Raw genomic sequence first — 21,044 nt, forward strand, 5'->3', positions numbered from 1 at the left:
TCATAACCTCAATCTCTCGAACCGCCCGGTGCGGACCCGCATGCCGGGTGGTGTGGCAGGGGTACGGTCTATGAAGACCGTCCCCTATGCCGATTCTGGTCGGACGCCTTCGCGGGCAAGCCCGCTCCCACAGTGGTTTTTTGTCGTACACAACATGTGTGATCCATGAAGATCCAATGTGGGAGCGGGCTTGCTCGCGAAGAGGCCGGCACATACCCAATTACTTTCCGGGATACTCCCGATGCATCTGCTCCAGCAACGCATCCTTATCCAGCCACAACTGATTGATCCACTCCTGAAACTGCATCCGGTACTCCCCATCCTGCTCATAATTCTTGCCGATAAACTCCGGCGGAATCTTCAGCTCCTGAAAATGCACCACGACATCCTTCACATTCCCACAGAGCAAATCCCAATACCCCGGACGCCCGCCCGGGTAGTGAATCGTCACGTTGACGATCGACTCGAGCTGCTCGCCCATCGCATCCAGCACAAATGCAATGCCAGCCCTTGGGGTTGAGCAGGTACTTGAACGGCGATTCTGTTGCGCATGCTTGCCTTCGGTGAAGCGCCAACTTGCGTCTCGACCTGAACAAAGTTCTGCAACAGGATCGCGCTGGGCGAACCGAGAACTGACGTCGTACCGTGCACGTTGCGCGTCAGCTCAACCACGCCAGTCTGCTGAACTCGGCCCCCTTCGTAGCGCCAAGTGCCATAGTCGTGAGGAGGCCAGGGAACGGATCGGCAAGGAGCGTCTGTCGATGGTCTACGTCCAGGCCTCGCCGACATCTGTGCCGAGGGTGATCCGCAAGGTCTGTACGCAGCCGGTAGCGACAACATCCCGGGTTACTCTTTCCCGTACGACGTGCCGCTGATGCCGACCTCCTGGTCGACACCCAGTCGTTTTCGCTGGCAAGCCAGTTCCTACTGGATGCGTGCTGTCGCACCATTATCGTACTACTTGGACCCTGCAGAAGCTTGCTTACCAGGGAAGAGGCCGGGACAGGCAACTCAAGACTTGGCGCTCGCACTGCATCTGCCGTAACACCCCATCCTTTTCCATTCAAAAGTAGTCTTAAAACTTCAACGCTGTAGGAAAACTCCATTTGTAACCTTTTCCTATATGTAATTACCCAATTGACCATTCTTTGTCAGACGAGGACTACACCTTACTCGGAAGTCGGTAGCTGACATTAATTAAAGTGTCCGGGTAGTATTTTCGGCAGATGGAGCGAGTTGTTTTAGAATATTCAGCGCTTGGATTTGTGTAAGTCGCGAAAGCTATGGGTTGCTGTAGAGCCGGATCGGAGTAAACGATTTGTTTGGGGGTATGGTAATGAATTGGGGTTGTTGATAAGTCGTAAAGATATTTCGCTGTGGGTGCAATACAGGAAATCGGAAAATTATTTTGTGTTTGTTGCATGGGGTTTCTGTCTCTGTATTTGCTGTTGGTGCTTTTCAAACATGGTGTTTGGATAGTTTTTTAGCGGAATGGATAGCGTATGGAAATAGAGCAGATTGATAATGAAATATTCGTAATTGCGTCGGGTGGTGATTTTTGATGGGCGAATTCCCCACGCAGCAAGATCGCCTTCTGTGAAGTGTGATCAGGTAAGAATGACACTTGCATTTAAGACAGTGATTAAGGAGTAGCATATGGCAGGTAAAGCCGAAATATTTGTAGGCGTTATCAATGACGGTGCAACTGTTGGTGCGGGTGCGGGTGCGGGTGCGACTGCAGTCTCAGATCAGTTTTTCGTTAATGGGACTGGAATGGTACTGTTGAACCAAACGGCGCAAACAGATATCAGGGATGGTGCTGAATTCAAGACAGGTGATGTAGTTAGTCTTGTCGGCAATGTAGCAGGCGTGATTGCTACAATGGCAGTCCAGAATGAATGAGCTAAAGTGTGAGCTATGCTCGCATGAAATGTTTGTGTTAACGGAAGGGGAGTTGTAGTGTGCGAAACAGAATATTCACCATTTCTAGCGGGTATGTACTGAGTGGGTTTGAAATTGTTTTATTTATAGTTATCATTGTGTATTTTTCTGTTGTTTCTTTTTTGTGTTTTGAGAAAATAGTAGAAATTCCTTCAGCTCCAGAAAAAGTGGTCTTAGAAAATGCATTCATACATAAGGGGCTTTCGGAGGCGTCAAGGACTACGTCGTTTTTATATCTGAGGGTCGGAAAGGGTAATGATACGTACGATCATGTTATCGAAGTTTCTAGTCGAGATATTCAGCACTTGGATTTCAGTATGTCACGAGAGCTATGGGTCGCTGTAGAATCGGATCGAAGTACGCAATTTGTTTGGGGTGTATATGATGATCGGTTGGAGGTGGTAATAAGCCGTCAAGATATATTGGGGTGGGCCCTGCAGAATAATATTTCAAATTATTTTATAGTCTTTACTTGGAGCGTCGGTTCTATATTTTTGCTGTTTTTGCTGCTTAGAAATGGTGTTTGGAATAGATTCGTAGCGAAAAAATAGCGCGGAAAAATCGAGAATAGTAATGGTGGAATATTAATAGGCGCGGTGATGATAGGCTGGTTAACCTGGAAGAAGTGAAGATTAAATTAGTTTGATTAGTTTCGGATTAGCGATAAAAATCGCCGGTGACCGATTATTGGCGGTGTTTTTTGTGTCCTTTAGATCGTCTTCGCGAGCAGGCTCGCTCCCACTTTTGATCTTCAGCGCACACAAAATGTGTATTCCAAAGAGATCCATTGTGGGAGCGGGCTTGCCCACGAAGAGGCCGGTACATTCACCGCATTACTTCGCTGGATACTCCCGATGCATCTGCTCCAGCAACGCATCCTTATCCAGCCACAACTGATTGATCCACCCCTGAAACTGCATCCGGTACTCCCCATCCTGCTCATAATTCTTGCCGATAAACTCCGGCGGAATCTTCAGCTCCTGAAAATGCACCACGACATCCTTCACATTCCCACAGAGCAAATCCCAATACCCCGGACGCCCGCCCGGGTAGTGAATCGTCACGTTGACGATCGACTCGAGCTGCTCGCCCATCGCATCCAGCACAAACGCAATGCCGCCCGCCTTGGCCTTGAGCAGATGCTTGAAGGGTGATTTCTGCTGCGCATGCTTGCCTTCGGTAAAGCGCGTGCCTTCGACGAAGTTGAAAATTCCCACCGAGTCATGGCGGAATTTCGCACAGGTCTTGCGCGTGGTTTCCAGGTCCTTGCCTTTCTTCTCCGGGTGCTTTTCCAGGTAGGCCTTGGAGTAGCGCTTCATGAACGGAAAGCCCAGGGTCCACCAGGCCAGGCCAATCACCGGCACCCAGATCAGTTCTTGCTTGAGAAAGAACTTCAGCGGTTGGATGCGCCGGTTGAGCACGTATTGCAGCACCATGATGTCGACCCAGCTCTGGTGATTGCTGGTAATCAGGTACGAGTGGCGGTAGTCCAGGCTTTCGAGGCCGCTGAGGTGCCAGCGGGTGCGGCAGACCAGGTCCATCCAGGCTTTGTTGTTGCTGATCCAGGCTTCGTGGGTATGGCTCATCAGCCAGCGCGTGAGGCGCTGGGTGAGGGCGAAGGGCAATACCTTGAGGATCGCCACGCAGAACAGGAACGAGCACAGCAAAATGGTATTGAGGGCCAGCAATAACGATGCAATCACGCCGCGTACGGCGGCGGGCAGGAAATCCAGCATTTAAAGGTCCAGAGGTCGGTTGGCCGCTTGAATCGCGGTCAACGCGATGGTGTAGACGATGTCATCGACCTGCGCGCCGCGGGGCAGGTCGTTCACCGGTTTGCGCAGGCCTTGCAGCATCGGCCCGAGGCTGACGCAGTCGGCGCTGCGCTGCACGGCCTTGTGGGTGGTGTTGCCGGTGTTGAGGTCGGGGAACACGAACACCGTGGCGCGACCGGCCACCTGGCTGTTCGGTGCCAGTTGCCGGGCCACGTTTTCGTTGGCGGCGGCGTCGTATTGCAGCGGGCCGTCGATCAGCAGCGAGTGCTGTTGTTCATGGGCGAGCAATGTCGCCTCGCGCACCTTCTCGACTTCTTCGCCGCTGGCCGATTCGCCGCTGGAGTAGCTGATCATCGCCACACGCGGGGTAATGCCGAATGCCGCGGCCGAATCGGCGCTTTGCAGGGCGATCTCGGCCAGTTCGCTGGCGCTCGGGTGCGGGTTCATCACGCAGTCGCCGTAGACCAGCACCTCTTCGGGGAACAGCATGAAGAACACCGACGACACCAGGGTGCAGCCCGGTGCGGTCTTGATCAGCTGCAGCGCCGGGCGGATGGTATTGGCGGTGGAGTGAATGACCCCGGACACCAGGCCGTCGACTTCATCCAGCGCCAGCATCATGGTGCCGATCACCACGGTGTCTTCCAGTTGCTGCTCGGCCATCGGCGCGTTGAGGCTTTTGCTCTTGCGCAGGGCGACCATGGGTTCGACGTACCGCTCGCGGATCAGGTCCGGGTCAAGAATCTCCAGCCCCGGTGGCAGCTCGATGCCCTGGGCGCGGGCCACGGCTTCCACGTCCGCGGGTTTGGCCAGCAACACGCAACGGGCAATGCCACGGGCCTGGCAGATCGCCGCCGCTTGCACGGTCAACGGCTCGCTGCCTTCGGGCAGGACGATGCGCTTGTTGGCGGCCTGGGCGCGCTGGATCAATTGATAGCGGAACACCGCCGGCGACAGGCGCATTTCCCGTGGCGTGCCGCAGCGCTGGTGCAGCCAGTTGGCGTCAAGGTGGCTGGCGACGAAATCGGTGATGATCTCCGCACGTTCGCGGTCGTCGATCGGGATTTCCTTGTTCAAACCGTTCAACTGGTTGGCGGTTTCATAGGAACCGGTGCTCACCGACAACACCGGCAGGCCGGCCTGCAAGGCGCCGCGACACAGGTCCATGATGCGCGGGTCGGGCAGGGTGTCGCTGGTCAGCAGCAGGCCGGCCAGGGGCACGCCATTCATGGCCGCGAGGCTGACGGCGAGGATGATGTCGTCGCGATCGCCCGGGGTCACCACCAGCACGCCGGGCTTGAGCAGCTCCACGGTGTTGCGCATGGTGCGGGCGCAGATGATGATTCGGGTCATGCGCCGGGTTTCGTAATCGCCGGCATTGAGGATCTGCGCGCCCATCAGGTCGGCCACGTCGCGGGTGCGCGGCGCGTTCAGTTCCGGCTGGAACGGAATGCAGCCGAGCAATTTGAAGTCGCCGCTGCGCAGCAAGGGCGAGTGTTCCTTCATGCGCGAGGCGAAGGCCTCCATGCTTTCGTCGGTCTTGACCTTGTTGAGGATCACGCCGAGGACTTTCGGGTCTTTCGGCCCGCCGAACAATTGCGCCTGCAATTCCACCCGGCCGGACAGTTCGGCCAGCACTTCGTTTTCCGGGGCCGAGACCAGGATCACGTCGGCGTCGAGACTTTTGGCCAGGTGCAGATTGACCCGTGCGGCATAACTGGCGCTACGGGTCGGAACCATGCCTTCGACGATCAGCACGTCCTTGCCGACGGCCGCTTGCTGATACAGGGTGATGATTTCTTCGAGCAGCTCGTCGAGCTGGCCGTCGCCGAGCATGCGCTCGACATGGGCCAGGCCCAGGGGCTGTGGCGGTTTCAAGCCGTGGGTGCGGGCCACCAGTTCGGTGGAACGTTCAGGCCCGGTATCACCTGGATGGGGCTGGGCGATCGGTTTGAAAAAGCCGACCTTGAGGCCGGCCCGCTCGAGGGTACGCACCAGCCCGAGGCTGATGGAGGTCAGACCCACACCAAAATCGGTGGGTGCGATAAAAAAAGTCTGCATGCGGATTCTCTGGGGGTGCATGGCAATGGCGATCATCTATATCTGACGATCTACCGAATTTCAGTCGCCAAGGTTATCGCTAACCGAGCCTTGTGCACACCAACCGCAAGCAAAGGGCTGGCCTATTTTTTCATGACGCAGCAAAGGGTTCAGCACCCAGGCCCGGGACTGCCACGGTGGCTGATGGCGCAGGTGCTGGGTGTGGCCGCAGGAAAGCTCGACCACCCAGTGGCCATCTTCGTCCTGGTGAAAGCCTGTCACCGTCGAGCCTTGCGCTGCCGCGGTCCGTCTGTCCGGGTTGTGTTCGCTTTCGGGCGATGGCTTCGCTAAACTGGGTCTTTCAATATTCTTATGCAAAAGGTCTCGCCCCATGCTGATCGCCGCCAATAAGGCTGTCTCCATCGACTATACCCTGACCAACGACGCTGGTGAGATCATCGACAGCTCCGCCGGCGGCGCGCCGCTGGTCTACCTGCAAGGCGCAGGTAACATCATTCCGGGCCTGGAAAAGGCACTGGAAGGCAAGGCCGTCGGTGACGAACTGACCGTCGCCGTAGAACCTGAAGATGCTTACGGCGAGTACGCTGCCGAACTGGTCAGCACCCTGAGCCGCAGCATGTTCGAAGGCGTCGATGAACTGGAAGTGGGCATGCAGTTCCACGCGTCCGCTCCGGACGGCCAGATGCAGATCGTCACCATTCGCGATCTGGACGGCGACGATGTCACCGTCGACGGCAACCACCCGTTGGCCGGTCAGCGCCTGAATTTCCAGGTCAAGATCATCGACATCCGTGACGCCAGCCAGGAAGAAATCGCTCATGGCCACGTCCATGGCGAAGGTGGCCATCACCACTGATTTCTGCGCTAAGCTTTCGAGAACTGGAGAGGCGCCCGAGGGCGCCTTTTTAGTCCGCGGCTGTCCTTGATGGCACCGCCAAGTGGCTGTTTTGAGAAGAACGGGAATCTGGAGTTCGTCATGAGTGCTTTTCACGACCTTAAATTGACAGCCCTGGATGGTCAGGCGCTACCGTTGGCACCCCTGAAGGGGCATGTCGTGCTTGTGGTCAACGTCGCCTCAAAATGTGGATTGACCCCACAGTATGCGGCGCTGGAAAACCTCTACCAGCAATACAAGGCCCGAGGTTTCAGCGTGCTGGGCCTGCCGTGCAACCAGTTTGCCGGACAGGAACCGGGCACCGAGCAGGAAATCCAGGATTTCTGCAGCCTCAACTATGGCGTGACCTTTCCGTTGTCCCGCAAACTGGAGGTCAACGGGCACGAGCGCCATCAGTTGTACCGTCTGCTGGCGGGCGAGGGCGCCGAGTTCCCGGGTGACATCACCTGGAACTTCGAAAAATTCCTGCTCGGCAAGGATGGGCGCGTACTCGCGCGGTTCTCGCCGCGTACACCACCGGACGATCCTGCGGTCATCCAGGCAATCGAAAAAGCCCTGGGCTGATATCCCCTTGGTTATAGGTGTAGGAGCGAGCTTGCTCGCGATGGTCGTTAACGATAACGCTGACAGCCTGACATCCCGCGGCGCTCTCAGGTATATCGCGAGCAAGCTCGCTCCTACAGTATTCGCACCTTGTAGACCTTGATCACCGCAATCAATAGTGCTGTTCAATCCGTCGCGCACTCCATATTATCGCCATCATAAAGTCTATTCCCGTGGAGCGCCCCCATGCCCGTCAAAGCCCTGTTCAAACCGTTCCGCCTCGGCACCCTCGAACTGCCGACCCGCATCGTCATGGCCCCGATGACCCGTCGGTTTTCGCCGGGTGGCGTGCCGGATTCCAAAGTGATCGAGTATTACCGTCGCCGCGCCGCCGCCGGCGTTGGCTTGATCATCACCGAGGGCACCACCGTCGACCACAAGGCATCCAACGGCTATCCGAACGTGCCGCACTTCTACGGTGAAGCAGCATTGGCCGGTTGGAAGAAAGTCGTCGACGCAGTACATGCCGAAGGCGGCAAGATCGTGCCTCAGTTGTGGCATGTCGGCAGCGTGCGCCGCATCGGCACCGAGCCGGATGCCAGCGTGCCGGGTTACGGTCCGTCGGAAAAGCTCAAGGACGGCCAGGTCGTGGTTCACGGCATGACCCGCCAGGATATCCAGGACGTGATCGCAGCGTTCGCCCAGGCGGCCACAGACGCGCAGAGCATCGGCATGGACGGCGTGGAAATCCACGGTGCCCACGGCTATCTCGTCGACCAGTTTTTCTGGGAAGGCAGCAACCAGCGCACTGATGAATACGGCGGTAGCCTGGCCAAGCGCTCGCGTTTCGCCATCGAACTGATTCAGGCGGTGCGTGCCGCAGTCGGTGAAGGGTTCCCGATCATCTTCCGTTTCTCCCAATGGAAGCAGCAGGATTACACCGCGCGTCTGGTGCAAACCCCGCAAGCCTTGGGCGAGTTCCTCAAGCCGCTGTCCGACGCCGGCGTGGATATTTTCCACTGCTCGACGCGCCGTTTCTGGGAGCCGGAATTCGACGGTTCCGATCTGAACCTGGCAGGCTGGACGCGCACGCTCACCGGCAAGCCGACCATCACGGTTGGGAGTGTCGGCCTGGACGGCGAATTTCTGCAGTTCCTGGTCGAAACCGACAAGATCGCCCAGCCGGCCAGCCTGGAAAAACTGCTGGAGCGGTTGAATAACGATGAGTTCGATTTGGTGGCGGTGGGGCGTGCGTTGCTAGTGGACCCGGATTGGGCGCAGAAGGTGCGTGATGGGCGTGAGGGAGATATTTTGCCGTTCAGTCGTGAGGCGTTGATGACCCTGGTTTAAGCGGCGTCTGGAAGGGCCTCTTCGCTGGCAAGCCAGCTCCTACAGGTTTTGTGGTGATCACATGATATGTGAACACCCCGGAACCCTGTGGGAGCTGGCTTGCCAGCGAAGACGGCCTCAAGGTCAGCAAAGATTCAGGGCATGGTCGGTGCATTCGGCACCACCACCTCCCCCACACAAGCCCCCCGCAACTGCCCCTCGAACTGCTCGATAATCGCCGCCCAGCCCTGACGACTGGCATGCTGACGCGCATTGAGCCGCACGCAGCGCAAGGTCTCTTCCTCCTCCAGCAACCACACCGCTGCTTCGCAAAACGCTTCTTCATCTCCCGGCATCGCCAATACACCGTTGTAGCCATGGCGAATATGCTGAGCAGCCGCGGCCATATCGTAGGCCACTACCCCCAGCCCGGAAGCGAGCGCCTCAAGCACCACATTGCCGAAGGTTTCGGTCAGGCTTGGAAACAGAAAAAGATCCCCCGACGCATAGTGACTGGCCAAGGCTTCTCCACGTTGCGCACCACAGAAAATCGCCTCGGGCAGTTCCTTCTCCAGAATCACTCGCTGCGGCCCGTCACCCACCACGATCAGCTTGATCGTACGCTTTGGATACGCCGCTTTCAGCGCATCGAAACTGCGCTTGAGCAAACCGGTATTCTTCTCCGGTGCCAGGCGTCCCACGTGAATGACGGCGACGTCGTTCTCGGCCAGGCCCCACTGATCGCGCAGCGACTGCAGGCGTTTGGCCGGATGAAACAACAGGCTGTCGACACCGCGCGACAGCAACGCCAGGCGCTCGAAATGCCGGCGATCCAGCTCCAGGCGCTGGCTGATGCTCGGCACCAGGGTCAGGGTCGAACGATTGTGAAACCAGCGCAGATAGTGGGTCAGCAGGCGCGTCAGCAGTCCCAGCCCGTACTGGCTGGTGTATTGCTGGAAATTGGTGTGAAAGCCACTGACCACGGCGATCCCCAGGCGCCGAGCCGCGCGCAGCGCGGACAGTCCCAACGGTCCTTCCGTCGCGATGTACAGCACGTCCGGGCGACGGCGTTTCCAGCGTCGCAGTAATTTGTGCATCGATGACTGACCCCATTGCAACCCGGGATAACCCGGCAGCGGCCAGCCCCGACACAACAGCAATTCATCATTGCTGCCCAGATACTGGTCGCCAACCTGTCGAGGCCGCACCAGTTCCACCTGATGCCCCCGCGCGCGCAAGCCGTCGCACAAGCGGCCAAGCGTGTTGGCCACGCCGTTGATTTCCGGAGGAAAGGTTTCGGTGATCAGAGTGATATGCAGAGCTGTCGTCATGACCCCAGTATCGGCTGAGGCCATGTCGTCATTGTGGCGGTTTGATGATGGTTTTGTGACCCGTCAGCGCTGGACCACCAGGTTTTCCGCGCCGCGTTCACGGACCCAGAACAGCGTCGCCCCCGCCACGGCCGCCGGCATCATCAGGATGTTGACCACCGGAATCAGCAACACCAGGTACACACTGCCGCCGAAACCCAGGCTCTGCCAGCGTTTCTGCCGCAGCCAGGCGAGCATTTCGTTCCAGCCAAGCTTGTGGTTATCCGCCGGGTAGTCGATGTACTGGATCGCCATCATCCACACCCCGAACAGCAGCCACAGCGGCGCGGCGATGAGGTTGACCACCGGGATGAACGAGAGGATGAACAAGCCGATGGCGCGGGGCAGGAAGTAGCCCAGCTTGCGCATTTCCCGGGCGAAGGTGCGGGGAACCATGGCAATCAGTTCACCCCAGCTGAAGGCAGGGAAGTCGTCGGTGCCGCGCACCACCACTTCGACTTTCTCCGCCAGGAAGCCGTTGAATGGCGCGGCGATGACATTGGCGAGCATGGTGAAGGTGAAAAACACCATCAACACCACCAGCACCACGAACAGCGGCCAGAGGACGTAACTGAGGAAACTCAGCCATTCCGGCAGGGACGGCATCAAGGTATCGACCCATAGACTGAATTGATGGCTGGCCAAATAGATCAATCCGACGAACAGCACCAGGTTGATCACGAGCGGCAACAATACGAACAGGCGCAGGCTGGGACTCAGGACCAGCCTGAGGCCTTCGCGCAGGTATTGCGGGCCGGACAGAACGGGGGCGGGCATAGCGTGCTCCGAGCAAAGGGGAAACGCGCCGACCTTACCGGCTTTGCCTGACAGGCGAAAGCGCGGCAGCGGCATCGACATTAACTGTAACAAAGGCGCCTATGTATCCGCCGTATTGGAATAGAGACCGCCTATGAGCTGGATTGTTAAACCGTATTTCCTTAATCTTCGCCCCCTCGATACGCTGCACCCAATCTTTTTACAGGACTGTCGAGCTTCCCCAAGCGCTATCAACGGTTCTTTTTTATTCGCGCCGGCAACCCGGCGTACCGCGCCAGGTGTTCCAGGCCGGTCAACAGGAGCAGGTCATGTCTGAAGTCCGTCATTCGCGAGTGATTATTCTCGGTTCCGGCCCTGCCGGTTACAGCGCTGCCGTCTATGCGGCCCGTGCCAACCTCAAGCCTTTGCTGATCACTGGCATGCAGGCCGGCGGTCAACTGACCACCACCACTGAAGTCGACAACTGGCCGGGCGATGTCCATGGCCTGACCGGCCCGGCGCTGATGGACCGCATGAAAGAGCACGCCGAGCGCTTTGAAACCGAGATCGTCTTCGATCACATCAATGCCGTGGACTTCGCTGCCAAGCCGTACACCCTGACCGGCGACAGCGCGACCTACACCTGCGACGCCCTGATTATCGCCACCGGCGCCAGCGCCCGTTACCTGGGCCTGCCGTCGGAAGAAGCGTTCATGGGCAAAGGCGTTTCCGCCTGCGCGACCTGCGACGGTTTCTTCTATCGCAACAAGCCAGTGGCTGTGGTCGGTGGCGGCAATACCGCTGTGGAAGAGGCCCTGTACCTGGCCAACATCGCCAGCACGGTGACCTTGATCCACCGTCGCGAAACTTTCCGCGCCGAAAAGATCCTGATCGACAAGCTCAATGCCCGGGTTGCCGAAGGCAAGATCGTCCTGAAACTGAACGCGACCCTGGACGAAGTGCTGGGCGACAACATGGGCGTGACCGGTGCGCGCCTGAAGAACAACGACGGCAGCTTCGACGAGTTGACAGTCGACGGCGTGTTCATCGCCATCGGCCACACCCCGAACACTTCGTTGTTCGAAGGCCAGCTGACGTTGAAAGACGGTTATCTGGTGGTGCAGGGCGGCCGTGATGGCAACGCCACGGCTACCAGCCTCGAAGGTATCTTTGCCGCCGGTGACGTGGCTGACCACGTTTACCGTCAGGCCATCACCTCGGCCGGCGCCGGCTGCATGGCGGCACTGGATGCCGAGCGTTACCTGGACGATCTGCAGAACGCCAAGTTCTGATTTGGTCTTCATGAAAAAACCGGCTTCGGCCGGTTTTTTTGTGCTCGTAACAAATGCGCGTCCACCACATCCCCTGTAGGAGCGAGCCTGCTCGCGAAAAACCCACGGGCGCCGCGTGCATTCAGGCAACTCGCGTTATCGTTCACGTCCATCGCGAGCAGGCTCGCTCCCACAGGTCGTGTGTTGCCCGGGTCGATCTCGATCAGCCGCGCAACCGCTCCTGGACAAAATCCATCACCTTCAATGACTGATAGATCGCATTGGCCGCCACCCGGCCGAACGGCCCCCCGTTCCAATCCAGCAGGTACGGCTTGAACAAATCATACCGCGCACTTTCCCCGCACACCGCCTCGGCGATCACCCGTCCGCCAATCGAGCCGGTGTTCAAACCATGGCCACCAAACGAGGTGCAGGCCCAGACGCCTGGTTCGAGCATTCCCAGGTTGGGCATCTTGTTGGTGGAATAGCCCATCAGCCCGGACCAGGCCAGTTCGATCCTGACCGACGCCAGTTGCGGATAGACCGCGACCATGTCCGCCTTGAGCATGGCCGCCAGCGCTTGTTCGTTCTGTTCGTTGCGGGTAGTGATGCGTCCGCCCCACAACAGGCGATCGCCTTCGACGATGCGATAGTAGTCTGAAGCGCGGCGGTCGTCGGAAAACGCGGCACCGGAGTCGAGTACGGTTTTGATCGAGTCGCCCAGGTGTTCGGTCAGCACCACGTAGGTCGCGATGGGCAGGTAGGCGCGGCTGAGTTTTTGCAGTTCCGGGCCGCCGTAGCCGCCGGCGCAGAACACCAGGTCCTGGCAGCGCACGCTACCATGGGCGGTCTGGACGATGTTGTCGGCGCCCTCGCGACGCCAGGCGAGCATTTTCGATTGCTCGAACATCCGTCCGCCAATTGCTTCGATGGCCTGAGCCAGGCCCAGGCAATAGTTCAGCGGGTGGAAGTGCAGGGCGTTCGGGTCTTCGACTCCTTGGAAATAGCGCAAGGTGTGCGCCCGTTCGCGAACCTGGGCAGTGTCGAGGTAATTGAGTGCGTAGCCGAAGTCGCGGCCCATGCTATCGATGTGGTTTTTCACGCCTGTACTGTCGTCGTAACGCTTGACCCGAATTGTACCGGCAGACGGATCGCAACCGGTCAGGGCCAGCTCGGCGATGTTGCGCCGGACGATTTCCACGCCTTCGACCGACATCTGGAACAGCGCCTTGGCGTGTTCCAGGCCAAGTTTCTTGCGGATCGCCCCCGAGCCTTCGGCCCAGCCTGGCGAGACCACGCCGCCATTGCGACCGGACGCGCCCCAGGCGACTTGATGCGCTTCGAGGATGATCACGCGTTTGCCGCGACGGGTCAGTTCCAGGGCGGCGGTGAGACCGGCAATCCCGGCGCCGATGATGCAGGCGTCGCAGGTTTCATCTGTGTTCAATGCAGGCCTGACTGCGCGGGGCAGCGAGGTTTGGGAGTACCAGGTGGTGGGGAAGGACATGGTCAATCCTTAGTAGGAGCGAGCCTGCTCGCGAAAAACTCAAGAGCGCTATGTGCATTCAGACTGACCGCATCATCGTTGACGTCCATCGCGAGCAAGCTCGCTCCTACACAGGGCGTTGTCTCTGTTGGAGCGAGCCTGCTCGCGAAAAACGCAGGGGCGCCGCGTGCATTCAGACTGCCCGCATCATCGTTGACGTCCATCGCAAGGAGGCTCGCTCCTACACAGGGCGGTGTCTTCTGTAGGAGCGAGCCTGCTCGCGAAAAACGCAGGGCGCCGCGTGCATTCAGACTGCCCGCATCATCGTTGACGTCCTTCGCGAGCAGGCTCGCTCCAACAGGATCGGCGGTGTTTATTTGATGGTCGAGTAGTCGACGCCATACCACTTGTTCGACAGCTTGGTCAGCGTGCCGTCCTTGTGCATTGCGCCGATGATTTCACCGAGCTTGGCCTTCAACTCCGGGTCACCCTTATCGGTAGCAATCGCCAACGGTTCGTAGAACACGATGCTGTCGTCGACGGCACGCAACGGGTAATTCTTCTTGATCGCCGCTTCCAGGGTGCTGCGTTGGGTGAGGATGCCATCCAGGCGAACGCCGTCGCCCAGACGCAAATCATCCAGCGGCCCGAGGGAGCCGGCATAGGTTTTCATTTTCTTTGTCTGCACGTCATAAACCACAGGCGGCACATCAGTTGTTTCGATGGCCAGCGCCTGGCTGAAATAGTCCTCGGAGGTGGTGCCGCCTTCGACGCCGATGGTCTTGTCATTCAGCGCTTTGTGGTCGGTCAGCGCCGATTTGGTATGGACTGCAAACACATACGGCACGTAGTAATAGGTCGCGGGGAAGTCGAGGATCCGCGCGCGACTCTTGGTGGCAGTCATCGAGCCCACCGACATGTCCCAGCGCCCGTTCCACTTGCCCGCGGTGATCACGTCCCAGTCAGGGGTGATGAACTTGACCTCGACCCCGAGACGCTTGGCGATCTCCTTGGAAACGTCGATATCGAACCCGTCGATTTCGTTCTTGTCGTTGATAAAACCCTGGGGCGGCCAGGTCGCCGACGTGGCGACGGTCATGGTTTTGCTGCTCTGGATCTTGTCCAGGACGGCTCCGGCGTTGGCGGCGCCGACGAACGCCAGCGAGATTGCGGCGGCTATCAGGTGTTTTTTGCTGATCATGTCCATCTCCACTTATCGTTATTGTTTTGGGGCGGCAAAGCGGTGCTCAGTGACCAATGATCTGTGACAGGAATTGCTGCGCGCGTTCGGTCTGCGGGTTGTTGAAAAATTCGGCGGGGGTGGCTTGCTCGATAACCTGGCCCTGGTCCATGAACAGCACGCGGTCGGCGACCTTGCTGGCAAAACCCATCTCGTGGGTCACGCAAATCATGGTCATACCATCGGTGGCCAGTTCGCCCATCACGTCCAGCACTTCGTGAACCATTTCCGGGTCCAGGGCCGAGGTCGGTTCGTCGAACAGCATGACCTTGGGGTTCATGCACAACGCCCGGGCAATCGCCACGCGCTGCTGCTGGCCACCCGACAATTGCGATGGATACTTGTCGGCATGCTCGGCAATGCGCACCCGCTCCAGATACACCTGAGCGCGTTTTTTTGCCTCGGCGGACGACACGCCTTGCACCAGTTGCGGCGCCAGGGTCAGGTTGTCCATCACGCTCAAATGCGGGAACAGGTTGAAGCTCTGGAACACCATGCCGATTTCCCTGCGCACTGCGCTGACACTTTCCGCCTCGCTGGTGAGGGTGATGCCGTTGACCTGGATCTGGCCTTTCTGGAAGTTTTCCAGGTGGTTGATGCAGCGAATCATCGTCGACTTCCCCGAGCCGGATGGCCCGCACACCACCAGGATTTCACCGGTGGCGACGTTCAGGTCGACATCGCGCAAGGCGTGAAAATTGCCGTACCACTTGTTCAAGCCGATGATCGAAATCATCGAGGGGCTGGTCTGCGCAGCAGGTGCCAGGTCGGGCAGTTCGGCGGTATTGGTTCGAGTCATCAGCCATCAACCCCTTGCAATGGATCGATTGACCCGTTTTTCGATCCGCGCCTGCACCCGCTCGAGGATGAACGACAGTGCCCAGTAAATCATCGCGGCGGTGATCAGCATTTCCAGGTGGCGGAAGTCCGCGCGGCCCTGGGTCTTGGCCAGGTACATCAGTTCCCAGACGCCGATCACCGACACCAGCGAACTGTCCTTGAGCATGGCGATGAACTGGTTGCCGGTGGGCGGGATGATCACCCGCAAGGCTTGGGGCATGATCACCCGGCTCAGGGTCTTGAACGGGTTGATGCCCAGTGCCCGCGAAGCTTCCCACTGGCCCACCGGAATGCTCTGGATGCCCGCGCGAAAAATCTCGGTCATGTAGGCGCCGTAGCACAACGACAACGCGAGGATGCCCGCCGGCACAGCGTCGACCACGTAACCGAGCTGCGGCAGTCCCAGGTAAATCAGGTAGATCTGGATCAGCAAAGGCACACCGCGAAAGAACGAGGTGTAGAACGAGGCGATGGCATTGGCCAGGCCGTTGTTCGACAGCTTGGCCACGGCACCGATCAACGCCAGCAAGAAGGCAATCACAATCGCAATGGCGGAAATGTACAGCGTGGTGGCAGCGCCCTGGATGATCAGGAAGCCGATCTTGTCGAGGATGAAGCTGTAGGACAGGTCAAAGGTGTCGAAGAACGCCAGGAACAGGATCAACAGTTCGATCCAGACCACCGTGGTCTGCACCTTGAACTTCAAGCGCCCCAGGACGTGGAAGTTCAGCGTGCCCAATGCGGCGATTCCCAGGCCGATGGCGATATTGCGCGCGGTCAGGCTGTCCGGGGCGTTGCCCAGCAGCGGATGCAGGAAGTGACTGAGGGCGCTGTTACCCAGGTTCATCAGGTAGGAGCCGAGAAACAGCACCACGGCGACGCCAAGCAGGAATTGAGGATCGTTGGACTTTTTCTTATAAATTATATTGTCGTGATACATGACGACCTCAGGCTTGAAAGTTGTAATGATCTCGCTTCATGAAAGGGTTAATCCGAACGGTCAGGTGAACGCTTTTTGTAGGAGCCAGGCTTGCCGGCGAAGGCGGTCTTGAGGACGCATTCGCCGGCAAGCCTGGCTCCTGCGGGGCTCCTTTAACCGTTCGGCATTAAAGTCTTTGGCCAGTATTACGGCGCAAAATCGGGCACTGCAAGCGAACATAATTCGCTACGTCAGTCCGTGATCGTAGTTTGCTTTTCAGGAAAGTCGTGAGCAGCGACAACCGGCAAACGAAATAAAGTCACCGGGTCAATCTTGAAAGTCGGGGGGGGGGGGCGCGTTACTCAAGTCATTCAGACAACGCAGAGCTTTCGTAGGAGCTGGCTTGCCAGCGAAGGCGTCCTCAATGGCGATACATGATTCAAGGGCCCCTTCGCTGGCAAGCCAGTTCCTACAGGGGGGTTACCGGCGGGTCAGCGGTTGCTGGGTGAACGTGACGCCAGCCAATCCATGCGCAATCAACGCGCGGATATTGCCATGGTCGCTGCCTTCAGGCGTCGCCACCACCGAACGATAATGCTCGCCAAACGCCAACAGCGCTTCTTCATCGCTCAGGCTTTCCAGCAGTGCCAGACCCAGGGTCTTGCATGAACCTTCGTTCTGCCCGGCGGCGTTTTCCACGCCGCCATTGTTGAACGCCTGGGGCTGATAGTCGTAGCCGGCGGCGATAAAGGCCAGGGTGTCGGCGAAAACGTGTTCGCCACTGTTGAGGCTGGCGCGCAGGGTGTTCAAATCACTCATGGGGTTTTCCTTTGGCGAACGCCGCTTGTTGTTCGGCGTTGGCTTCTTGCTGGTATTGGGCTTTCCACTCGGCGTACGGCATGCCGTAGACCACTTCGCGGGCGTCGTCGAGGCTGACGTCGATCTGGCGTTCGTCGGCAGCGGCCTTGTACCACTTGGACAAGCAGTTGCGGCAGAAACCGGAGAGGTTCATCAGGTCGATGTTCTGCACATCCTTGCGGCTGTCCAGGTGGGCGACCAGCCGGCGAAAGGCGGCGGCTTCGAGTTCCAGGCGTTGTTGATCAGTCATAGGTCTCTCTGAGACAGCTTCAAGCGGCAAGCTCCAAGCTGCAAGATGTGGGTTGCGGTGGCTCGCAGTTTACAGCTTGAAGCTTGCAGCTTGTAGCTAGCGGCTCGCTGCAAGCGTAATCGACACCGACTCGGCGAAACGCAGGGCGTGGGGCTTGTCGACTTCGACCTCGGCATACAACACCGATTCGTTGCCCATGACCAGGTCGAGAATTTCCTGGGTCAGGCGTTCGAGCAGGGCGAAGCGATTGCCCTCCACGTGGGCGATGATCGCCTTGGTAATGGTCCGGTAGTTCAGCGCGTGATCGATGTCGTTGTCACGCACCGCTTCCTGGGCGGCATAGAGGATGGTCAGGTTGATGAGCACATCCTGCTTGTTGAGGATTTCATCCTCGTTGATCCCGATGAAAGTGCGCAGGCACAGGTCCTTGACCCGGATGCGCGCCATTCCTGGTTGAAGTTGTGGCATTGCTACTTGCTCCGTCCGATCAATTGCAGAAACTCCTGGCGGGTGTTGCTCGACTCGCGGAAGGCGCCGAGCATCACCGAGGTGTTCATGGTCGAGTTCTGTTTCTCGACGCCGCGCATCATCATGCACATGTGCCGGGCTTCGATGACCACCGCGACGCCGGCCGCGCCGGTCACTTGCTGCACCGCTTCGGCGATTTGCCTGGTGAGGTTTTCCTGGATCTGCAGGCGACGGGCGAACATGTCCACCAGCCGCGCAATCTTCGACAGGCCCAGCACCTTGCCCGTTGGAATATAAGCCACATGGGCCTTGCCGATGAAGGGCAGGATGTGATGTTCGCAGAGCGAGTACAACTCGATGTTGTCGACGATGATCATTTCATCGTTGTCGGACATGAACAGCGCACCGTTGACGATCTCTTCGACACTCTGCTCATAGCCATGGCAGAGGTACTTCATGGCCTTGGCTGCGCGCACCGGGGTGTCGCGCAGGCCTTCACGGTCGGGGTTCTCACCGAGACCGATGAGGATCTCGCGATAGCTCTGGGACAGGGATAACGTCATGGAACATCCTCGCGGAGGCATTTATTTGAGGTGCCGTCCGCCGTTGACGGTCAGGGTCGTGCCCGTGACATAAGGGTTGTCGAGCAGATAGCGCAAGCTTTGATAGATCACTTCGCTGCCAGGTTCGATGCCCAGCGCGGACTTGGCCAATGCCTTGGCGCGGTACGCCGCGTCGTCGTCGGGGTTGAACAGTAGCAGGGCTGGCGCGATACCGTTGACCTTGATGGTCGGCGCGTATTTGGCGGCGAACGACAAGGTCAGGCTGTCGAGCCCGGCTTTGCTGGCGCAGTAGCCGATGTGCTTGCTGCTGCCCTTGCGGGTCACGTCATCGCCAATGTGCACGATGTCGGCGGGGCGTGAGCGTTCGAGCAAGTCGGCACAATGCAGATTGATCAGGTAGGGCGCCAGCATGTGTACGTTGAACATGCGGGTGAAGGCGGCAGCGTCGGTGTCCGGGGTTTCGGCCAGCCATTCGGAGGCATTATGGACGATCGCCCGCAGGCTGTCGGTGTGGGTTTTCAGTTCGCTGATGAAGGCGAAGATTCCGGCTTCGGTGGAGAAGTCCGCAAACACCGCGGTCGCCCCCAGGTCGCGCAGGATTTGTACACCGGGGCGCTCGCTGCGGTAGCTGAAGATTACCGGGTGGCCGTCTTCGAGCAAGCGCTGCGCACAGTGCAGGCCGACTCGCTGGCCGGCACCGGTGATCAGGATCGGAGCGGTGGAAGAGGTCATGAACGGCTCGCGTCGCGGTGAGAGCAAAACTATACCAGCGAACGGGGCGCCTACATCTATTACGGGTGTGTCTTCTGCAGGTCTTGAATTGTGATAGGGCAAGCGCGGTACAATAGGATCCAATTCACATGGACGTAAATCTGTACATGCCAGTGTTGACCGACGATGTCCCGACTGTGCAAGGCGCTGCCTTGCTTGAAGAGGAAGAACTGTTTCCGATTCGTGAAGTGGCGCGCCTGACCGGCGTCAACCCGGTCACGCTGCGTGCCTGGGAACGACGTCATGGGCTGATCCGGCCTACTCGCACCGACAGTGGGCATCGTTTGTATTCGATGAACGATATCGAGCGGATTCACAGCATTCTCAGCTGGATCGAACGCGGCGTTGCAGTCAGCAAGGTCGGCAAGATTCTGGCCAGGACCGCACCACTTCACGCGCTGTCGTCCATTATCCCCAATGAGCTGGTGCACGCTGACTATGCGCAATGGCAGGAGCAGGTCCAGGCGGCGGTCAGTGCCTTTGACGAGGTTCAATTGGAGCAGGTCTACGGACAGATCTTTTCCAGTTACCCACTGACCGTGGTGTTTCAGAACATCCTGCTGCCGTTATGGAAGCTGTTGCTGCTACGCCAGGATGCCTTTGGCCAGACCAGCGAATGGCTGTTCCTGGATGGTTTCCTGCGGTCTCGCGTGTTGCAACGTCTGCTGCTGGCGCGGGTCCTGCAACCGCGGCGCGTGATTGTCTGCCCGCTGAACGATCAGTGCCGTGAACTCGAACTGCTGGTCACGGCGCTGTTTCTGAGCAGTGTCGATTCGGCGATTCAAGTGCTGGCGCTGGGTCAGCCTTTCGACGAGTTGACCCTGGTCTGCGAAAGGATCCAGCCCCGGGCGCTGGTACTGTTTTCCAATCATATGCCCGCTTGCGAGTTGCCACGACGCTTGAATCGCCTGGCCTTGAGCCTGGATTGTCAGGTGATGCTGGCGGGGGAAGCGTCTGATCTCGCCCAGGAGAGCCTGGCCGGATCGTCGATCGGTATTTTGGGAAGCGAGGGCACGGTGATGCGCCAACGGTTGAAACAATTCCTGGCAGGCAATCTCGATACTTGAGTTACAGATGCAGGGCGGGATGCGTCAGCCGATGCTGCTGCAGGATGAATTGGCGCAGACGCTCGGTTTCGTCCTTGTCGGCCTGGTTCAGCTGATAGGCATAGAGGCCGTTTTGGGTTTCTTTCTCCAAGGTGCCACGCAACGCAATCCGTTCATAGCCTGACGGGCTGAACCACAAGGCGAAATGCCGGGGTGGTTTGGTCTTGTTGCGAACTTCCAGCAAAACCCCTTTGAACGACACTTCGTGTACCCGCAACGTGCCAGGCTGGCCGCGGGCATTTTCCAACGCGACCGGCTCTTCGAGCACCAGGCGCCAGGGCCGGATCATGGGTCCGTCTTCATAGATGCTGGGCACGCCGAGGCGTAAATGCAGGGCGTGAAACTCGTCTTCCACCAGATGCAGCGGGAAGGTCATCTGCTGGTTTTCGAACGTGGCCTGGAGGGTGACTTGCTCATGGGCGGCAAGGCGCGTCAGCAGATCACGGATCTGCGAACCACCGTTGACCAGCAGGCTCGACGTCGCATCCCGCACATTGAGTTGCGGGTTATGCTGCATGGTCTGGATAAAATCCAGTTCATCCTGAGTCAGGAGTGCGTCGCGCTGCATGATCGGCTCGAAAAAAAATTACACAGTCATCGGT

General features: G+C 58.5%; 21 protein-coding genes and 3 pseudogenes. 8 read left to right on the forward strand and 16 right to left on the reverse strand.

The genetic code is table 11. The features are described 5' to 3' along the window. Positions 1 to 220 precede the first annotated feature (220 nt). Positions 221 to 571: pseudogene (locus tag J2W17_RS06430) on the reverse strand (acyltransferase); the annotation flags it as partial. A gap of 2 nt (positions 572 to 573) precedes the next feature. On the opposite strand from J2W17_RS06430, the pseudogene J2W17_RS06435 reads away from it, so the two are divergent. Both J2W17_RS06435 and J2W17_RS06440 read left to right on the forward strand, forming a co-directional pair. Then, positions 574 to 903 (forward strand): annotated as a pseudogene (locus J2W17_RS06435) (adenylyl-sulfate kinase); the annotation flags it as partial. Between the two features lie 753 nt (positions 904 to 1,656). Then, positions 1,657 to 1,902 carry a hypothetical protein gene (locus tag J2W17_RS06440; protein ID WP_307331029.1) on the forward strand — a complete coding sequence of 82 codons (246 nt, stop codon included), beginning with the start codon at positions 1,657 to 1,659 and terminating at the stop codon, positions 1,900 to 1,902. Positions 1,903 to 2,774: 872 nt separating this feature from the next. On the opposite strand, the gene J2W17_RS06445 is transcribed toward J2W17_RS06440, so the two are convergent. From J2W17_RS06445 to J2W17_RS06455, 3 genes are read right to left on the reverse strand one after another with little or no spacing between them, the layout of a single operon-like run. Continuing rightward, entirely contained in the window at positions 2,775 to 3,677 is a 903-nt protein-coding gene (locus J2W17_RS06445; protein WP_307331032.1) for an acyltransferase, read from the reverse strand. After that, positions 3,678 to 5,777: a phosphate acetyltransferase gene (gene pta / locus J2W17_RS06450; RefSeq protein ID WP_307331035.1), complete on the reverse strand. Its 2,100-nt coding sequence runs from the start codon at positions 5,775 to 5,777 to the stop codon at positions 3,678 to 3,680. Between the two features lie 60 nt (positions 5,778 to 5,837). Beyond that, positions 5,838 to 6,179 carry a DUF3565 domain-containing protein gene (locus tag J2W17_RS06455; protein WP_307331038.1) on the reverse strand — a complete coding sequence of 114 codons (342 nt, stop codon included), beginning with the start codon at positions 6,177 to 6,179 and terminating at the stop codon, positions 5,838 to 5,840. Between J2W17_RS06455 and J2W17_RS06460 the strand changes: the two genes are divergently transcribed. The 4 genes and pseudogenes from J2W17_RS06460 to J2W17_RS06475 all read left to right on the forward strand — a co-directional run bounded on the left by J2W17_RS06460 (position 6,148) and on the right by J2W17_RS06475 (position 8,565). Next, a complete protein-coding gene (locus tag J2W17_RS06460) occupies positions 6,148 to 6,633 on the forward strand; it encodes an FKBP-type peptidyl-prolyl cis-trans isomerase (RefSeq protein ID WP_307331042.1) in 486 nt (161 codons plus the stop codon). The genes J2W17_RS06455 and J2W17_RS06460 overlap by 32 nt on opposite strands. 120 nt (positions 6,634 to 6,753) lie before the next feature. Further along, positions 6,754 to 7,236, forward strand: coding sequence for a glutathione peroxidase (locus tag J2W17_RS06465; protein ID WP_307331046.1), 483 nt, complete (start codon positions 6,754 to 6,756; stop codon positions 7,234 to 7,236). A gap of 40 nt (positions 7,237 to 7,276) precedes the next feature. Continuing rightward, positions 7,277 to 7,360, forward strand: a pseudogene (locus tag J2W17_RS06470) (outer membrane lipoprotein carrier protein LolA); the annotation flags it as partial. Positions 7,361 to 7,461: 101 nt separating this feature from the next. Beyond that, complete coding sequence (locus tag J2W17_RS06475; RefSeq protein WP_307331050.1) at positions 7,462 to 8,565, forward strand: NADH:flavin oxidoreductase; 1,104 nt, start codon at positions 7,462 to 7,464, stop codon at positions 8,563 to 8,565. Between the two features lie 134 nt (positions 8,566 to 8,699). Here the strand turns inward: J2W17_RS06475 and J2W17_RS06480 are convergent, their stop codons facing one another. Together J2W17_RS06480 and cysZ are read right to left on the reverse strand one after the other, a co-directional pair. Then, positions 8,700 to 9,899, reverse strand: a complete 1,200-nt coding sequence (locus J2W17_RS06480) for a glycosyltransferase family 4 protein (RefSeq protein WP_307331053.1) — start codon at positions 9,897 to 9,899, stop codon at positions 8,700 to 8,702. A 39-nt stretch (positions 9,900 to 9,938) separates the two neighbouring features. Then, on the reverse strand, positions 9,939 to 10,691 hold the full coding sequence (gene cysZ / locus J2W17_RS06485; protein ID WP_307331055.1) for a sulfate transporter CysZ: 753 nt from the start codon (positions 10,689 to 10,691) through the stop codon (positions 9,939 to 9,941). A 308-nt stretch (positions 10,692 to 10,999) separates the two neighbouring features. Here cysZ and trxB point away from each other — a divergent pair, with 308 nt between their 5' ends. Then, positions 11,000 to 11,962 (forward strand): thioredoxin-disulfide reductase, encoded by a 963-nt coding sequence (gene trxB / locus J2W17_RS06490; protein WP_150798920.1) that lies wholly within the window; start codon positions 11,000 to 11,002, stop codon positions 11,960 to 11,962. Between the two features lie 202 nt (positions 11,963 to 12,164). Here trxB and J2W17_RS06495 read toward each other — a convergent pair whose 3' ends face one another. The 9 genes from J2W17_RS06495 to folM all read right to left on the reverse strand — a co-directional run bounded on the left by J2W17_RS06495 (position 12,165) and on the right by folM (position 19,297). Continuing rightward, on the reverse strand, positions 12,165 to 13,448 hold the full coding sequence (locus tag J2W17_RS06495) for an NAD(P)/FAD-dependent oxidoreductase (RefSeq protein WP_307331064.1): 1,284 nt from the start codon (positions 13,446 to 13,448) through the stop codon (positions 12,165 to 12,167). 352 nt (positions 13,449 to 13,800) lie between these two features. Next, on the reverse strand, positions 13,801 to 14,628 hold the full coding sequence (locus tag J2W17_RS06500; RefSeq protein ID WP_307331067.1) for a transporter substrate-binding domain-containing protein: 828 nt from the start codon (positions 14,626 to 14,628) through the stop codon (positions 13,801 to 13,803). A gap of 46 nt (positions 14,629 to 14,674) precedes the next feature. Then, a complete protein-coding gene (locus J2W17_RS06505) occupies positions 14,675 to 15,466 on the reverse strand; it encodes an amino acid ABC transporter ATP-binding protein (protein WP_275671997.1) in 792 nt (263 codons plus the stop codon). A gap of 6 nt (positions 15,467 to 15,472) precedes the next feature. Then, the gene (locus tag J2W17_RS06510; RefSeq protein WP_307331072.1) at positions 15,473 to 16,447 is read right to left on the reverse strand and encodes an amino acid ABC transporter permease; all 975 of its coding nucleotides are present in this window, start codon (positions 16,445 to 16,447) and stop codon (positions 15,473 to 15,475) included. 459 nt (positions 16,448 to 16,906) lie between these two features. Next, positions 16,907 to 17,245, reverse strand: a complete 339-nt coding sequence (locus J2W17_RS06515) for a HopJ type III effector protein (protein ID WP_307331074.1) — start codon at positions 17,243 to 17,245, stop codon at positions 16,907 to 16,909. After that, positions 17,238 to 17,534 carry a DUF1244 domain-containing protein gene (locus J2W17_RS06520; RefSeq protein WP_307331077.1) on the reverse strand — a complete coding sequence of 99 codons (297 nt, stop codon included), beginning with the start codon at positions 17,532 to 17,534 and terminating at the stop codon, positions 17,238 to 17,240. Before J2W17_RS06520 ends, J2W17_RS06515 begins: the two co-directional genes overlap by 8 nt. 96 nt (positions 17,535 to 17,630) lie before the next feature. Beyond that, entirely contained in the window at positions 17,631 to 18,002 is a 372-nt protein-coding gene (gene folX / locus J2W17_RS06525; RefSeq protein WP_122540966.1) for a dihydroneopterin triphosphate 2'-epimerase, read from the reverse strand. A 2-nt stretch (positions 18,003 to 18,004) separates the two neighbouring features. After that, on the reverse strand, positions 18,005 to 18,565 hold the full coding sequence (gene folE / locus J2W17_RS06530) for a GTP cyclohydrolase I FolE (RefSeq protein ID WP_307331081.1): 561 nt from the start codon (positions 18,563 to 18,565) through the stop codon (positions 18,005 to 18,007). A gap of 21 nt (positions 18,566 to 18,586) precedes the next feature. Further along, on the reverse strand, positions 18,587 to 19,297 hold the full coding sequence (gene folM / locus J2W17_RS06535) for a dihydromonapterin reductase (RefSeq protein ID WP_307331084.1): 711 nt from the start codon (positions 19,295 to 19,297) through the stop codon (positions 18,587 to 18,589). Between the two features lie 128 nt (positions 19,298 to 19,425). On the opposite strand from folM, the gene J2W17_RS06540 reads away from it, so the two are divergent. Next, a complete protein-coding gene (locus J2W17_RS06540) occupies positions 19,426 to 20,403 on the forward strand; it encodes a MerR family transcriptional regulator (RefSeq protein WP_307331087.1) in 978 nt (325 codons plus the stop codon). Position 20,404: 1 nt separating this feature from the next. Here the strand turns inward: J2W17_RS06540 and J2W17_RS06545 are convergent, their stop codons facing one another. Beyond that, entirely contained in the window at positions 20,405 to 21,010 is a 606-nt protein-coding gene (locus tag J2W17_RS06545) for a hypothetical protein (protein ID WP_307331090.1), read from the reverse strand. Positions 21,011 to 21,044 lie beyond the last annotated feature (34 nt).

It is taken from the genome of Pseudomonas lini (assembly GCF_030812475.1).
GTDB lineage: Bacteria > Pseudomonadota > Gammaproteobacteria > Pseudomonadales > Pseudomonadaceae > Aquipseudomonas > Aquipseudomonas lini_A.

Bases quoted from the DNA above. Each gene is read 5' to 3' on its own strand.
- J2W17_RS06495 (WP_307331064.1), bottom strand. From the start codon at position 13,448: ATGTCCTTCCCCACCACCTGGTACTCCCAAACCTCGCTGCCCCGCGCA.
- J2W17_RS06545 (WP_307331090.1), bottom strand. From the start codon at position 21,010: ATGCAGCGCGACGCACTCCTGACTCAGGATGAACTGGATTTTATCCAG.
- pta (WP_307331035.1), bottom strand. From the start codon at position 5,777: ATGCAGACTTTTTTTATCGCACCCACCGATTTTGGTGTGGGTCTGACC.
- trxB (WP_150798920.1), top strand. From the start codon at position 11,000: ATGTCTGAAGTCCGTCATTCGCGAGTGATTATTCTCGGTTCCGGCCCT.
- J2W17_RS06500 (WP_307331067.1), bottom strand. From the start codon at position 14,628: ATGATCAGCAAAAAACACCTGATAGCCGCCGCAATCTCGCTGGCGTTC.
- cysZ (WP_307331055.1), bottom strand. From the start codon at position 10,691: ATGCCCGCCCCCGTTCTGTCCGGCCCGCAATACCTGCGCGAAGGCCTC.
- J2W17_RS06520 (WP_307331077.1), bottom strand. From the start codon at position 17,534: ATGACTGATCAACAACGCCTGGAACTCGAAGCCGCCGCCTTTCGCCGG.
- J2W17_RS06460 (WP_307331042.1), top strand. From the start codon at position 6,148: ATGCTGATCGCCGCCAATAAGGCTGTCTCCATCGACTATACCCTGACC.
- J2W17_RS06505 (WP_275671997.1), bottom strand. From the start codon at position 15,466: ATGACTCGAACCAATACCGCCGAACTGCCCGACCTGGCACCTGCTGCG.
- J2W17_RS06480 (WP_307331053.1), bottom strand. From the start codon at position 9,899: ATGGCCTCAGCCGATACTGGGGTCATGACGACAGCTCTGCATATCACT.
- folX (WP_122540966.1), bottom strand. From the start codon at position 18,002: ATGCCACAACTTCAACCAGGAATGGCGCGCATCCGGGTCAAGGACCTG.
- folE (WP_307331081.1), bottom strand. From the start codon at position 18,565: ATGACGTTATCCCTGTCCCAGAGCTATCGCGAGATCCTCATCGGTCTC.
- J2W17_RS06510 (WP_307331072.1), bottom strand. From the start codon at position 16,447: ATGTATCACGACAATATAATTTATAAGAAAAAGTCCAACGATCCTCAA.
- J2W17_RS06445 (WP_307331032.1), bottom strand. From the start codon at position 3,677: ATGCTGGATTTCCTGCCCGCCGCCGTACGCGGCGTGATTGCATCGTTA.
- J2W17_RS06440 (WP_307331029.1), top strand. From the start codon at position 1,657: ATGGCAGGTAAAGCCGAAATATTTGTAGGCGTTATCAATGACGGTGCA.
- J2W17_RS06465 (WP_307331046.1), top strand. From the start codon at position 6,754: ATGAGTGCTTTTCACGACCTTAAATTGACAGCCCTGGATGGTCAGGCG.
- J2W17_RS06540 (WP_307331087.1), top strand. From the start codon at position 19,426: ATGGACGTAAATCTGTACATGCCAGTGTTGACCGACGATGTCCCGACT.
- J2W17_RS06515 (WP_307331074.1), bottom strand. From the start codon at position 17,245: ATGAGTGATTTGAACACCCTGCGCGCCAGCCTCAACAGTGGCGAACAC.
- J2W17_RS06475 (WP_307331050.1), top strand. From the start codon at position 7,462: ATGCCCGTCAAAGCCCTGTTCAAACCGTTCCGCCTCGGCACCCTCGAA.
- J2W17_RS06455 (WP_307331038.1), bottom strand. From the start codon at position 6,179: ATGGAGACAGCCTTATTGGCGGCGATCAGCATGGGGCGAGACCTTTTG.
- folM (WP_307331084.1), bottom strand. From the start codon at position 19,297: ATGACCTCTTCCACCGCTCCGATCCTGATCACCGGTGCCGGCCAGCGA.